At 70.2% G+C, this 13,990-nt stretch carries 9 protein-coding genes; 2 read left to right on the top strand and 7 right to left on the bottom strand.

The genetic code is table 11. The features are described from left to right. The first annotated feature begins 11 nt into the window (after positions 1-11). The gene (locus ENE75_RS06940; RefSeq protein ID WP_128197196.1) at positions 12-1,526 is read left to right on the top strand and encodes an ATP-binding protein; all 1,515 of its coding nucleotides are present in this window, start codon (positions 12-14) and stop codon (positions 1,524-1,526) included. Positions 1,527-1,579: 53 nt separating this feature from the next. Next, positions 1,580-7,282 carry an excinuclease ABC subunit UvrA gene (gene uvrA / locus ENE75_RS06935; RefSeq protein WP_128197194.1) on the top strand — a complete coding sequence of 1,901 codons (5,703 nt, stop codon included), beginning with the start codon at positions 1,580-1,582 and terminating at the stop codon, positions 7,280-7,282. A gap of 12 nt (positions 7,283-7,294) precedes the next feature. Here the strand turns inward: uvrA and ENE75_RS06930 are convergent, their stop codons facing one another. The 7 genes from ENE75_RS06930 to msrP form a co-directional block, all read right to left on the bottom strand. Continuing rightward, the gene (locus ENE75_RS06930) at positions 7,295-8,500 is read right to left on the bottom strand and encodes an FG-GAP repeat domain-containing protein (RefSeq protein ID WP_128197192.1); all 1,206 of its coding nucleotides are present in this window, start codon (positions 8,498-8,500) and stop codon (positions 7,295-7,297) included. Positions 8,501-8,618: 118 nt separating this feature from the next. Next, positions 8,619-9,167: a hypothetical protein gene (locus ENE75_RS06925; protein ID WP_158288875.1), complete on the bottom strand. Its 549-nt coding sequence runs from the start codon at positions 9,165-9,167 to the stop codon at positions 8,619-8,621. Between the two features lie 94 nt (positions 9,168-9,261). Further along, positions 9,262-10,554 (bottom strand): TRAP transporter large permease, encoded by a 1,293-nt coding sequence (locus ENE75_RS06920; RefSeq protein ID WP_128197187.1) that lies wholly within the window; start codon positions 10,552-10,554, stop codon positions 9,262-9,264. Further along, the gene (locus tag ENE75_RS06915; protein ID WP_128197185.1) at positions 10,551-11,051 is read right to left on the bottom strand and encodes a TRAP transporter small permease; all 501 of its coding nucleotides are present in this window, start codon (positions 11,049-11,051) and stop codon (positions 10,551-10,553) included. Before ENE75_RS06915 ends, ENE75_RS06920 begins: the two co-directional genes overlap by 4 nt. A gap of 84 nt (positions 11,052-11,135) precedes the next feature. Further along, positions 11,136-12,158, bottom strand: a complete 1,023-nt coding sequence (locus tag ENE75_RS06910; RefSeq protein ID WP_128197182.1) for a TRAP transporter substrate-binding protein — start codon at positions 12,156-12,158, stop codon at positions 11,136-11,138. An 86-nt stretch (positions 12,159-12,244) separates the two neighbouring features. Beyond that, a complete protein-coding gene (gene msrQ / locus ENE75_RS06905) occupies positions 12,245-12,883 on the bottom strand; it encodes a protein-methionine-sulfoxide reductase heme-binding subunit MsrQ (RefSeq protein WP_128197180.1) in 639 nt (212 codons plus the stop codon). Between the two features lie 13 nt (positions 12,884-12,896). Continuing rightward, positions 12,897-13,892 (bottom strand): protein-methionine-sulfoxide reductase catalytic subunit MsrP, encoded by a 996-nt coding sequence (msrP, locus tag ENE75_RS06900; RefSeq protein WP_128197178.1) that lies wholly within the window; start codon positions 13,890-13,892, stop codon positions 12,897-12,899. Between the last annotated feature and the right edge of the window lie 98 nt (positions 13,893-13,990).

The raw sequence follows: 13,990 nt of genomic DNA, 5'->3' as shown, positions 1-13,990 counted from the left end.
GGACGAACGGGATGGCGCATTCCGCAGGACTGGACGCGGCGGCCTTTGGGCGCGCGTTTCCTTTCCACCTGCGGCTGGACCGCGCACTGCGCATCTGTTCGCTGGGGAGTTCGCTGGCCGAGGCGATGCCGGACATCGCACCGTTCTCCCCATTGCTCCGGCACTTCGAGGTCCGGCGGCCGCTGGAGGCCGACTCCGTCGAGCAATTCCGCCTCCATGGAACACGACTCGTGACGGTACGTGCCCGGGCGAAACATCTTCTGCAACTGCGTGGCAGCGCCGAGATGCTGGACGACGGCGGCGTGCTGCTCGTGGTCTCGCCAGTGCTGCCGTCGCTCGAGGCCATGCAGGCGCTGGGCCTGCGGTTCGACCACTTCGCTCGCCACGACGGCGTGGCCGACATGCTGCTGATGGCGCGCACCACACAGGCGTCGCTGGCCGACGCGCAGCGCCTGGCGGCGTGCCTCGCGGCCCGCACCGCGCAGCTCGACACCATCCTGGAACTGGGCCAGAACGGCGTGGCCGCCTTCGACGTTGCAGGAATGCTGGCCCACACCAACCAGGCGCTGCGCACGATGCTGCAGCTGTCGACGACCGAGGCCATCGGCCTGAGCCTGGCCGACATGGAGCGGCGCCTGCAGCGCCTGCGCGACCCCGCCGTGGCGGGCGGCCCGGTCTTCGTCGACAGCGTCAGCGACGACGATCCCCCGCGCGAGCTGGTGCTGGCCGTGCCCAGACCAGCGTTCCTGCGCGTGACCTCGCGCCGGGCCCAGGATGGCGGCCTGGTGTTCTACCTGCAGGACGTGACGGCCGAGACCGAGATCGACCGCATGAAGACTGAGTTCCTGACCACGGCGGCGCACGAGCTGCGCACGCCGCTGGTCAGCGTGTTCGGGTTCACCGAACTGCTGCTGAACCGGCCGGTGGGCGAGGAGCGTCGCCGCGAGATGCTGCAGACCGTTCACCGCCAGAGCGGCCTGATGATCACGATGATCAACGAACTGCTGGACCTGGCACGCATCGAGGCCCGACAGGGCAAGGACCTGAACCGCGAGACCCAGCCCCTGGGCCCGCTGTTGCACTTGGCGGTGGATGGCATGGCCGGCCGCGGCGAGGTGCGCTCCGTCGAGATCGAATGCCGGCACGGCGATGCCCTGGTGTGCGTGGACGCCGCGAAATTCCACCGGGCGCTGACGAACGTGTTGTCCAACGCCTTCAAGTTCTCCCCGGAGGCGGGCGACGTTCATGTCCAGACCCTGTCTGGTCATGCCGACGGCACACCCGCCGTTGGCGTGCGCGTGGCCGACCAGGGCATCGGCATGACGCCGACCCAGGTCGCGCGCATCTTCGACCGCTTCTACCGCGCCGACCCGTCCGGCCACATCCCGGGCACCGGCCTGGGCATGAGCCTGGTGCGCGAGATCGTCGGCCTGCACGGCGGCACGGTGGAGGTCGACAGCCAGCTCGGCGTTGGCACGGCCGTGACGCTGTGGTGGCCGCTTTCCGAGTCGCAGCAGGCGGCCTAGGCGACTCCTAGAATGATCGATTGCCCTCCGGCTTCGACCCTTCTCCCGTCGCCATGTCCCAAGGTGTCATCCGCATCCGCGGCGCCCGCCAGCACAACCTGAAGAACCTGGACCTGGACATCCGCACCGGCGAGATGACCGTGGTCACGGGGCCCAGCGGTTCGGGCAAGAGCAGCCTGGTGTTCGACACGCTGTACGCGGAAGGGCAGCGCCGCTACGTCGAGACCTTCAGCGCCTATGCGCGCCAGTTCCTGGACCGCATGGACAGACCGGCGGTGGACCAGGTGGACGGCGTGCCGCCGGCGATCGCCATCGACCAGACCAACCCGGTGCGCACCAGCCGCAGCACGGTCGGCACGATGACCGAGCTGAACGACCACCTGAAGCTGCTGTTCGCGCGGGCGGCGAACCTGTTCGACCGCAGGACGGCACTGCCGGTGCGGCACGACACGCCGGAGACGATCTACGCCGACCTGCAGCAGCGTGCGGCAGCGGCCGGTGACCCGCGGCTGGTGTTCACCTTTCCGGCCGAACTGCCGGCCGACACCAGCGCCGAGCAGCAGGAGCAGTGGCTGGCGGCCAGCGGCTTCACGCGCGTGCAGGCCGAACGTGTCGAAGGACAGAGCAAGATCCTCGACGTGGTGGCCGACCGCTTCCGTTTCGGCAGCGCCGAGCGCGTGCGCGTGATGGAGGGGATCGAACTCGCGCTCAAGCGCGGCGGCGGCCGACTCACCGTGTTCGTCGTGGATCCGGGCCCCGAGGCGTCTGCTTCGCGGCCGCCGCCCCCCGAGGGGGAGGGGTCGCCCGGCAGAGCCGGTTCGACCCCTGACGGCACCGCGTGGAAGTACAGCACCGGCCTGCATTGCCCCGAGAGCGACCTGCGCTACGCCGACCCGCAGCCGGCCCTCTTCAGCTTCAACAGTGCCTACGGCGCCTGCGAGACCTGCCGCGGCTTCGGCCGCGTGATCGGTGTCGACTGGGGGCTGGTCATCCCCGACGAGCGCAAGACGCTGCGCAACGGGGCCATCAAGCCGCTGCAGACCCCGGCCTGGGCCGAGTGCCAGGACGACCTGCTGAAGTACGCCGGCGAGGCCGGCATCCCGCGCGACACCGACTGGAAGCACCTGACCCCGGCGCAGCGCGAATGGGTGCTGGAGGGCACGCCGAACTGGAACGGCAACTGGAACAAGCAGTGGTATGGCATCCGCCGCTTCTTCGGCTACCTGGAGAGCAAGGCCTACAAGATGCACATCCGCGTGCTCTTGTCCAAGTACCGCAGCTACACCCCCTGCACCGCCTGCGGCGGCGCGCGGCTGAAGACCGAGGCGCTGCTCTGGCGCATCGGGTCGAAGGTGGAAGCCGATGCGGTGCTGGCGGCCGAGCGGCGCTTCCTGCCGATGGGCGTGGACTGGTCACGCGACCAGCTGGAGGCGCTGCCGGGCCTGGCCCTGCACGACCTGATGCAGCTGCCCATCGAACGCCTGCGCCGGTTCTTCGACGGCCTTCAACTGCCGCTGGATGAAGCCCTGAGCCTGCTGCTGGACGAGATCCGCACGCGCCTGAAGTACCTCTGCGACGTCGGTCTCGGCTACCTGACGCTGGACCGCCAGAGCCGCACCCTCAGCGGCGGCGAGGTGCAGCGCATCAACCTGACCACGGCGCTGGGCACCAGCCTGGTCAACACCATGTTCGTGCTCGACGAGCCCAGCATCGGCCTGCACCCGCGCGACATGGACCGCATCGTCACCGCGATGCACCGGCTGCGCGACGCCGGCAACACGCTGGTCGTCGTCGAGCACGACCCGGCGGTGATGCTGGCCGCCGACCGCCTGATCGACATGGGCCCCGGCCCCGGCGAGCGCGGCGGGCAGATCGTCTTCGACGGCGCGCCCGACGACGCCAAGCGCGCCGCCACGCTCACCGGCGCCTACCTGGGCGCGCGCAAGCAGGTCTCCGCGGGCTTCCGGCGGCTGGTGGAGCCGGGCACGCCCAAGCTGATCCTGGAAGGTGCGCGCGAGCACAACCTGCAGGGCGTGACGGTGGAGTTTCCGCTGCAGCGCCTGGTGGTCGTCACCGGGGTCAGCGGCTCGGGCAAGAGCACGCTGGTGCAGGACGTGCTGTACCCGGCGCTGGCGCGCCACTTCGGCAAGCCCACCGAAACTCCCGGCATGCACGAACGCCTGCTGGGCGCGGAGCAGCTGGCCGACGCCGTCTTCGTCGACCAGAGCCCCATCGGCAAGACCGCGCGTTCCAACCCGGCCAGCTACGTCGGCGCCTTCGACGAATTCCGCAAGCTCTTTGCCGACACGCCGCTGGCGCGCGAGCGCGGCTACACCGCCGGCACCTTCAGCTTCAACGCCGGCGACGGCCGCTGCCCCACCTGCACCGGCTCGGGCTTCGAGCATGTGGAGATGCAGTTCCTCTCCGACGTGTACCTGCGCTGCCCCGACTGCGATGGCCGCCGCTACCGCGCCGAGATCCTGGACGTGAAGCTGGTGCGCGGCCCGCACCAGTTCTCGGTGGCCGACGTGCTGGACCTCACCGTGGCCGAGGCGGCGCACTGGTTCCAGACCGACCGCGAGGTCGTCGCACGGCTGCAGCCCATCGTCGACGTCGGCCTGGACTACGTGCGCCTGGGCCAGCCAGTGCCCACGCTCTCGGGCGGCGAGGCCCAGCGCCTGAAGCTCGCGGGCTTCCTGGCCGAAGCGGCGGCCGGCCCGCGCCAGCCGGCGGCCAAACGCGGCACGCTGTTCCTGTTCGACGAGCCCACCACCGGCCTGCACTTCGACGACATTGCCAAGCTGATGCACGCGCTGCGCAAGCTGATGGACGCCGGGCACTCGCTGCTGGTGATCGAGCACAACCTCGACGTGATCCGCAGTGCCGACTGGATCGTCGACCTCGGCCCCGAAGGCGGCGACGCCGGTGGGCAGGTGGTCTGCACCGGCACGCCGGAGGACGTGATGGCGCACGCCACGTCGCACACCGGCGCGGCGCTGCGCGATTACGCGAAGGCGCTGGGGCAGGGCGGTCACGCCGTGGAAGAGGGCGCGCCGCTGCAACAGGTGATCCGCCGTGCCCGCGCTGAAGCCGAGGAGGCGATCCGCATCGTCAACGCCCACGAGCACAACCTCAAGGGCCTGTCGGTGGACATCCCGCGCGGCAAGTTCAACGTCATCACCGGCGTCAGCGGCTCGGGCAAGAGCACGCTGGCCTTCGACATCCTGTTCAACGAGGGCCAGCGCCGCTACCTGGAGAGCCTGAACGCCTACGCCCGCAGCATCGTGCAGCCGGCCGGCCGGCCGGAGGTGGATGCCGTGTGGGGCATCCCGCCCACGGTGGCCATCGAGCAGCGGCTGAGTCGTGGCGGGCGCAAGAGCACCGTGGCCACCACCACCGAGGTCTGGCACTTCCTGCGCCTGCTGTGGGTCAAGCTCGGCCTGCAGCACTGCATCCGCGACGGTTCGCCGGTGAAGGCGCAGAGCGCCGAGAGCATCGCTGCGCAGCTGCTGCGCGACCACAAGGGCCAGCACGTGGGGCTGATGGCGCCTTTGGTGGTGAACCGCAAGGGCGTCTACACCGACCTGGCCAAGTGGGCCAAGGCGCGCGGCCACACGCACCTGCGCGTGGACGGTCAGTTCCTGAAGACCGACCCCTTCCCGCGCATCGACCGCTTCAAGGAGCACACGCTGGAACTGCCGGTGGCCGATGTCGTGGTCGATCCGGCCCACGAGGCGGAGCTGCGCGAGGCGCTGTCGCGCACGCTGGAGCTGGGCAAGGGCGTGCTGCACCTGCTGGCGCCGCTGGACGGTCTGGCGGCCGACCTGGACGCCGGCGGTCAAGGTGCGGGCATCGGCAGCGTGAAGGTGTTCTCCACCAAGCGCGCCTGCCCCACCTGCGGCACCAGCTACCCGGAGCTGGACCCGCGCATGTTCAGCTACAACAGCAAGCACGGCTGGTGCCCCGGCTGCGTGGGCACCGGTCTGGCGCTCAGCCGCGAGCAGCGCAAGGCGCTGGACGACTCGGTGCGCGACGACGACCGCGGCCGCGAGCAGCGCTTCCCGTCGGAGGAGACCGAGGTCGAGGGCCTGACCGACGCGCCCTGCCCGGAGTGCCATGGCACGCGGCTGAACCCCACGGCCCGTGCGGTGCAGTTCGACGGCCTGCCCATCGGCGACGTGGCGCGGCTGTCGGTGGCCGAGGCCGCCGCCTGGATCGGCCGGCTGCAGGCCGAAGGGCGGTTGAGCGAACGCGAGACCGGCATTGCGCGCGACGTCATCGTCGAGATCGCCAACCGCCTGCAGTTCCTGCAGGACGTGGGCCTGGGCTACCTGACACTGGACCGCGCCGCGCCCACGCTCAGCGGCGGCGAGGCGCAGCGCATCCGCCTGGCCGCGCAGCTGGGCAGCCACCTGCAGGGCGTGTGCTACGTGCTGGACGAACCCACCATCGGCCTGCACCCGCGCGACAACGGCATCCTGCTGGGTGCGCTGGCGAAGCTGGGCGACGCCGGCAACACCCTGGTGGTGGTGGAGCATGACGAGGACACCATCCGCCGCGCCGACCACATCATCGACATCGGCCCGGGTGCCGGGCGCCGCGGCGGCACGGTGGTGGCCCAGGGTACGGCGCAGGACCTGGCGAAGGCGCCAGATTCCGTCACCGGCCGTTTCCTGGCGCGGCCGCTGACCCACCCGCTGCAGCCGCGCCGGCCCGTCGACGCTGCCGCGCCGGCGCTGGGGGTGCACGGCGCCGCCTTGCACAACCTGCAGCGGCTGGACGTGAGGGTGCCGCTGCACCGGCTGGTGGCCGTCACCGGCGTCAGTGGCTCGGGCAAGAGCACGCTGGCGCGCGACGTGCTGCTGGCCAGCGTCAGTGCCGCCGTGTCGTCGCGCGGCAAGTCGGCGGCCACCGGCTGCGACGCCATCGACGGCTGGCAGGCCGTGGACCGCGTGCTGGAGGTGGACCAGACGCCCATCGGCAAGACCCCGCGGTCCTGCCCGGCCACCTACATCGGCTTCTGGGACGCCATCCGCAAGCTCTTCGCCGGCACGCTGGAGGCCAAGGCGCGCGGCTACGGACCGGCGCGCTTTTCCTTCAACACCGGTGAAGGCCGCTGCCCCGGCTGCGAAGGCCAGGGCATGCGCACCATCGAGATGAGCTTCCTGCCCGACGTGAAGGTGCCCTGCGACACCTGCCACGGCCAGCGCTTCAACCCGGAGACGCTGGCCGTCACCTGGCGCGGCAAGCACATCGGCGAGGTGCTGCTGATGCCCGTGGACGAGGCGGTGGACTTCTTCGCCAGCATGCCCGCCATCGCGCACCCGCTGCAACTGCTGAAGGACGTGGGCCTGGGCTACCTGACGCTGGGCCAGCCGTCACCCACGCTCAGCGGCGGTGAAGCGCAGCGCATCAAGCTCGTGACGGAACTCAGCAAGGTGCGCGACGACGTCACGCGGCGCGGTCAGAAGCCGCCGCACACGCTCTACGTGCTCGACGAGCCCACCGTGGGCCTGCACATGGCCGACGTCGAACGCCTGATCCGCGTGCTGCACCGGCTGGTCGACGGCGGCCACAGCGTGGTCGTGATCGAGCACGACCTGGACGTGATCGCGGAGGCCGACTGGGTCATCGATCTCGGGCCTGAGGGCGGCAGCGGCGGCGGGCGCATCGCCGCGGCGGGCACGCCCGAGGCGGTGGTGGCGGCCAGCACGCACACCGGCGTTGCACTGACGCCGGTGCTGGCGCGGACCTGATGGGCGTGGCGTTCAGCGCGGGACGCTGAACGCCGCCGGCAGCTGCGGCGTGGTGATCACGGGCACGCCGTCGATCGTGGCGGCCACCATCATCTGCGACCAGGCGACGTCGCGGCTGGCCAGCATCGTCTCCGAGGCCCGGTCGCGCCAGCGGATGCGCTGCACGGCCGTCCCGTTGTAGAAGTTCTGGTTGTTGGTCTCGCCGCCGGTGCGCAGCACCCAGAGGTATCGCTCGCCGCCATCCAACGTGGCCAGGAAGTCCAGCACCACGCCGTAGCCGGCGACAGCCGGCAGGTCGATGGGCGTGACGCCGCTGAAGTCGTTGTTGCCTGGGTTCAGCAGCACGCGGGTGCGGCTGTCGCGGTCCCACTCGTGGCCGCCAACGGCGATGTCGGAGCGTCCGTCGCCGTCGACGTCCAGGATCTCGGCAGTGAAGTAGGCACGGCCCGACAGGACCGACGGCAGGGTGAACCGGCTGTCGCGGGCGAAGCGCCCGCTGCCGTCGTTGCGCAGGACGTAGAGCGAAGTCCGCGCCGTGCTGTTGACCACCGGCGCATCGGGCGCGCCATCGGCGTCGAAGTCGAACAGCGCGCCGCCGTGGAAGAAGCCGACGTCGTCACCGGCGTTCGCGACGCGGTAGGCATAGGGGCCGCTCGACTGGCTGAGCACGACCTGGTTGTGTTCGCCAGGGAAGGGCGAGGCGTCGTAGCCGTGGCAGGCGATGAACGCGTCCTGCCGTCCGTCGCCGTTGAGGTCGGCCGCGCGCACCGCTCGCGGGTGGATGCACGGCGGCTGCCCGGCGGGGTCGAGCAGCGTCGTCGATTCTTCGAGCGCGCCGCCGCCGTTGCGCACGAAGAACCGGTACAGCGCCGGCGTGGCCTCGCCGATCGGGCGGGCCATGTCGTAGGTCAGCTGGGTCGAGAGGATGTCGACCCGGCTGTTGCCGGCGAAGTCGCCCCAGGCGATCGGGTTGTACCAGGCCACACCACCGGGAAAGGCCTCCGGCACGAACCCGCTGTCGACCCGGTTGCGGTACGACGAGGCCGTGGCCACCTCGGGGCCGACCGATGTCGGCGGCGGGGTGCTGCTGCCCCCGCCATCGGCGCTGCCACCACCGCCGCCACAGGCGGTGATCAGCGCCGCTGCGCTGCAGGCGAGCAGCGTGTGGCGGCGGGGCGTGGTGGTGCGGGCGGCGCCAGGCGTGTTCTGGTGGAGCATCGTCGGCTTCCCTTGGGGATGGAGGCGACGATCCTAGGAAACGCCATGCGCATGTGGCCGCCGGATGTGGGCGGGCAATCCGGCGCAGTTCGCCGGCGCGGGCCAGGCGGAAAGAGAGTCAGTGCGCGCGGGACGCGGCCGCATCGACCGCACGCGGTGTCGTCACCGGCGTCTCGCCCACGGTCCGCTGCAGGGCACGCATCTGGAGCTGCGTGGCGTCGTCGCGGTCGCCGAAGCGGTCCAGCACATCGGACAGCCGCAGCAGGACGCCGACCTCCCGTTGTGCATCGGCCACGCGCGCCAGCTCCTGCGCCGTGTCGAAGACCACGTCGCGCGCCTGTTCGCGCAGGGGCCGGCCGCCGCCGCGCTGCTGGTGTTCGGCCGCGTCGGCAGCACCGGCCAGGGTCTCCACCAGGGTGCAGGCGATGTCGATGTCGAGGTCGCGGGCGCCGCCGGCCTGGGCCCAGCGCCGGGCCGCCTGCAGGTTGGCCAGCGCCGACGGCCAGGCGCCGAGCTCGCGATAGGCGCCGGCCACGGTATGGTGGGCTTCGGCCAAGGCCCAGTGCCGGCCGCCGGCCTGCACGGCCTCGAGGTGGCGCAGCGAGGTGCGCAGCCTCTCGCGCGAGTCGACAAGCGGCGTGTTCGGCATGTGGTGCTGCATGGTCATGGGCATCGCTGGAATGCCGATGATCCTAGGCAGCGCCTGACGTGCGTGGTTCCCGCACTCGCGGGGGCGTCCCCGCGAACGGGCGCTCACGATGTCACAGGTTCAGCCACTTCGGCAGCCACAGGCTCAGCGCCGGGAAGGCGATCAGCACCGCCATGCGCATCACGTCCGCCGCCACGAAGGGCATCACGCCGCGCCAGATGGCGGTGGTGGGGATCGATGGCACGACGCTGGAGAGCACGAAGATGTTCATGCCCACCGGCGGCGTGATCAGGCTGATCTCGATGACGCAGACGACGATGATGCCGAACCACACCGGGTCGAAGCCCAGCGAGGTGACCAGCGGGAAGAAGATGGGCACCGTCAGCAGCATCATCGACAGGCTCTCCATCGCCATGCCGAGCACCACGTAGACGAAGCAGATGGCCACGATGACGGCGACGGGGTGCACGTCCATCGCCTCGACGAAGCTGCGCAGCGCCGTGGGCAGGTCGGTGAAGTTCAGGTAGTTGGCGAACAGCGAGGCGCCGATGACGATGGTGAACAGCATCGCCGAGGTGCGGGCCGATTCGCCCAGCACCTCCATCAGCGCGCGCCAGGTCAGCGCCCGGCGAGCGAGCGCGAAGACGAAGCCACCCATGGCGCCTACACCTGCGGCCTCGGTGGGCGTGAAGAAGCCACCGTACATGCCACCCATCACCAAGGCGAACAGCGCCAGCACGCCCCAGATGCGGCCCAGCGCCTTGCGGCGCACGGCCCAGGACGCCTTCTCGCCCGGCGGGCCCCAGTCGGGGTGGCGGCGCGTGATCCACGATGCGGCCAGCAGGTAGAAGCCCGCCGCCACCAGCCCCGGGATCACGCCGGCGGCGAAGAGGGCGCCGATGCTCTGCTCGGTCATGATCCCGTAGATCACCAGGATGACCGACGGCGGGATCAGGATGCCCAGCGTGGCGCCGGCGCACACCGAACCGGCGGCGAACGACGGCGCGTAGTGGAAGCGCTGCATCTCCGGCATCGCCACGCGCGCCATCGTGGCGGTGGTGGCGATCGACGAGCCGCAGATGGCGCCGAAGCCGGCGCAGGCGGCGATGGTGGACGAGGCCAGACCTCCACGACGGTGCCCGATCAGCGCATAGGCCGCCTGGTAGAGGTCGCGCGACATGCCGGCGCGGGTGACGAAGTTGCCCATCAGCACGAACAGCGGCACGACCGACAGCGTGTAGCTGCCGATGTCCACGAACTCCTGTGCCGCCGAGGACAGCGCCGCCGGCCAGGAGCGCATCAGGCCCAGGCCGACGACGCCGACCAGGCCCATGGCCACCGCGATGGGCACGCGAAGCGCCATCAGCGCGAACATCGCGCCGAAGCCGAGCAGGCCTTCGATCATGACGCCTCCCTGGCGGCGGTCTCGTCGTGCTGCGGCAGGTCCGCACCGCGCGCGGCCCGCCAGGCGAGCACCCCGTGCACCAGGGCCGTGACCACCAGCATCACCGAGGCCAGGGTCTGGAACGGCGCGATCTTGATCTCCAGGGCCGAGGTGGTGTCGCCGTATTCGGCCGTGCGCTGCGCGCGTTCCCAGACCACCCAGGCGGCACCGCCGAAGATGGCCGTCGTCAGGCCGTGCGACAGCGTCTGCTGCCAGCGCAGCAGCATGCGGGGCAGGGCCTTGTCCAGCAGGTCGAAGACGATGTGCTCGCCGGCCATCGAGGCCAGTGGCAGCGCGAAGAAGATCATCACCAGCATGAACAGCTCGGTGAGTTCCACCGCGCCGGTGATCGAGTTGGTGAGAAACTTGCGGCTGAAGACGTCGGCAAAGGTCAGCAGCATCATCGCGAACAGGGCGATGGCGGCGACCGCGGTGAACAGCGTCGTGAGGCGTTTCATGGCGCGGGGTGCTGTCGGCAGGATCAATGCGAAAAGGCCGCCCCGGCCCGCGCCGGGACCGGGACGGCCGTGATCATCGCAGGCTTACTTGACCTTCGCGATCTCGGCGCGCAGTTCCTGCAGCACGGCGGCGGCGTTCGCCAGACCCTTGCCCTCGGCCTCCTTGACCCAGGCATCCTCGATGCCGGCAGTCTTGGCCTTGAAGTCGGCGACGAACTTGGCGTCGGCAGTGATGCTCTGCACGCCGGCTTCCTTCTGCACCTGGCGGCTCTTTTCGTCGGTCTCGTCCCAGTACTTGCCGATGAAGCGCGCGGCCCACTCGCCCGACATCTTGTTGATGATGTCCTGGTCGGCCTTCGGGATCTTCTTCCAGGTGGCCTCGTTCATCACCAGTGCAAAGCTGGTGTTGTAGAGGCCGCCGGGCACTGCAGTGCGGTACTTGACCAGCTTGTCGAGCTTGAAGGAGACGATGGACTCGTCGGGGAACCAGACGCCGTCGACGACGCCCGAGGACATCAGCTCGTAGGACTGCGGCGCCGGCTTCAGCGTCATGTTGGCGCCGATGGCCTTGCCCACGTCGTTGACCACGCCGCCGCCGACGCGGAACTTGATGCCGTCCATGTCGGCCAGCGTGGCGATGGCCTTCTTGTTGTTGAAGATGACGCCCGGACCGTGCGTGAACACGGTGATCACGTGCATGCCCTTGTGCTCGTCGAGCTTGGCCAGATGCTTCTCGTAGATGCGCTGGTAGGCCACACTGGTGGCCACGGCCGAGTCACCCAGGAAGGGCATCTCGGCGACCTTGCCCATCGTGAATCGGCCCGGCGTGTAGCCGTGCACGCTGAAGGACAGGTCCACCAGGCCGTCGCGCACGGCGTCGAAGGTGGCCGGCGCCGGCGCCACCGGCTTGGGCAGCAGGTTGCACTGGATGCGGCCGGAGGTGGCCTTGCTGACCTCGCCGCACCAGTCGGACTGGGCGCGCGTGAGCAGGTGCGCCGGCGGCACCCAGGAGGACAGGGTCAGCGTGATCTGGGCCGAGGCGCTGCCGGCAAAGCCGAGCAGCACGCTGGCGGCAGCGAGGGCGAGGGGGGTCTTGAGGCTGCGCATGGCGGTCTCCATGAGGGTGATGGCCAGGTCCCGGTCGACGCCGGGTCGAACCTGCCGATGGTACCCACCACAGATGCGTGCCGGGATCATCCTTTTCCCGGGGCTGCCCGGTGCAGTGCCGGGGCTCGGTGCCGCTGTCGCCAGGCGTGCAGCCGTGCACCGAACAGCACGGCCAGCAACCCGCCGTAGACCGCCACCTCGCCGAACAGCTGCTTGCCGGCGCGCATCCACAGGAAGTGCAGCAGCGCGAGCAGCGCCACCGCATACACGACGCGGTGCAGCGCCTGCCAGCGCCGGCCACCCATGGCGCGCACGGCGCGGTTGAACGATGTGGCGGCCAGCGGCAGCATGGCCAGCAGCGCCGCCGTGCCGACGAGGATGAACGGCCGCTTGGCGATGTCGCGCAGGATGGCCTCGAGCGCGAAGCCCTGGTCCAGCCAGGCGTAGGCGGTGAAGTGCAGCAGCGCGTAGAAGAACGTGAACAGACCCAACATGCGGCGCAGGCGCAGCAGCGCAGTCCAGCCGAACCACAGACGCAGCGGCGTTACCGCCAGCGTCAGCCACAGGCAGCGCAGCGCCCATTCACCGGTGCCGCGGATCAGCGCCTCGGCCGGGTTGGCGCCCAGCGAGTCCGTCAGCGCGCCGCCCAGCAGCGTCGCGAACGGCAACAGGGCCAGCAGGAACACGACCGGCTTGGCCGCCGGGTGGAGCAGCCACCGGTTCATCGACGGCCCGCGGTCAGTAGAACTTCTTCAGGTCCATGCCCGCGTAGAGCTGACCGACCTGGGCTTCGTAGCCGTTGAACATCAGCGTCTGCCGCTTCTTGGCGAACAGACCATCCTCGCCGATGCGGCGCTCGGTGGCCTGGCTCCAGCGCGGGTGGTCGACCTTCGGGTTGACGTTCGAATAGAAGCCGTATTCCTGCGGGATCGCCGCCTGCCAGCTGGTGGTGGGCTGCTTCTCGACGAAGCGGATCTTCATGATCGACTTGCCGGACTTGAAGCCGTACTTCCACGGCACCATCAGCCGCACCGGGGCGCCGTTCTGGTTCGGCAGGATCTCGCCGTAGACGCCGAAGACCAGCATCGCCAGCGGGTGCATGGCCTCGTCCATGCGCAGCGCCTCGACATACGGCCAATCCAGCACGCGCGAGCGCAGGCCCGGCATCTGCCGCGGGTCGTCCAGGGTCACGAACTCCACGAACTTCGCATTGCCCGTGGGCTCGACACGGCGGACCAGTTCGGCCAGCGACCAGCCCAGCCACGGCACCACCATCGACCAGCCTTCGACACAGCGCAGGCGATAGATGCGTTCCTCCATCGGCGCGAGCTTCATCAGCGCGTCGATGTCCCAGGTGCCGGGCTTCTTGACCTCGCCCTCGATCTGCACCGTCCACGGGCGCGGCTTGAGCGTGCCGGCATTGGCCGCCGGGTCGGACTTGTCGGTGCCGAACTCGTAGAAGTTGTTGTAGCCGGTGACGTGGGCGTAGGTGGTGAGCTTTTCCATCGTCACCGCCCCGGCCACGCTGCTGCGCACTGCCGGCAGCGCAGCCAGCTTGCCCGGTCGCGCCACGGCGGGTGCCGCCGCCCGTGCGTCGCGTGCCGCCCACAGGCCCAGGGCGCCACCGCCGGCCGCCAGCGCCTGCAGCCAGGTGCGGCGGTTCAGGTAGGCCCGTTGCGGCGTGATCTCCGACGGGACGGGATGGTCGAAACCTCGGTCGGGAAGGTAGTTCATGGGGATTCGGTCGGATCGGACCCGGTCAGCTTACAGGCGCATGGGCGGACGGAAACGACGAAGGCCGGTCTCTCGACCGGCCTTCAGGGTCTTTGCGC

Origin of the sequence: Rubrivivax albus, from assembly GCF_004016515.1 — a bacterium.
GTDB lineage: Bacteria > Pseudomonadota > Gammaproteobacteria > Burkholderiales > Burkholderiaceae_C > Rubrivivax > Rubrivivax albus.
Note: the sequence above shows the minus strand (reverse complement) of the source record. Positions and strands in the feature narration are given on the sequence as shown.

Bases quoted from the DNA above. Each gene is read 5' to 3' on its own strand.
- ENE75_RS06940 (WP_128197196.1), top strand. From the start codon at position 12: ATGGCGCATTCCGCAGGACTGGACGCGGCGGCCTTTGGGCGCGCGTTT.
- uvrA (WP_128197194.1), top strand. From the start codon at position 1,580: ATGTCCCAAGGTGTCATCCGCATCCGCGGCGCCCGCCAGCACAACCTG.
- ENE75_RS06930 (WP_128197192.1), bottom strand. From the start codon at position 8,500: ATGCTCCACCAGAACACGCCTGGCGCCGCCCGCACCACCACGCCCCGC.
- ENE75_RS06925 (WP_158288875.1), bottom strand. From the start codon at position 9,167: ATGACCATGCAGCACCACATGCCGAACACGCCGCTTGTCGACTCGCGC.
- ENE75_RS06920 (WP_128197187.1), bottom strand. From the start codon at position 10,554: ATGATCGAAGGCCTGCTCGGCTTCGGCGCGATGTTCGCGCTGATGGCG.
- ENE75_RS06915 (WP_128197185.1), bottom strand. From the start codon at position 11,051: ATGAAACGCCTCACGACGCTGTTCACCGCGGTCGCCGCCATCGCCCTG.
- ENE75_RS06910 (WP_128197182.1), bottom strand. From the start codon at position 12,158: ATGCGCAGCCTCAAGACCCCCCTCGCCCTCGCTGCCGCCAGCGTGCTG.
- msrQ (WP_128197180.1), bottom strand. From the start codon at position 12,883: ATGAACCGGTGGCTGCTCCACCCGGCGGCCAAGCCGGTCGTGTTCCTG.
- msrP (WP_128197178.1), bottom strand. From the start codon at position 13,892: ATGAACTACCTTCCCGACCGAGGTTTCGACCATCCCGTCCCGTCGGAG.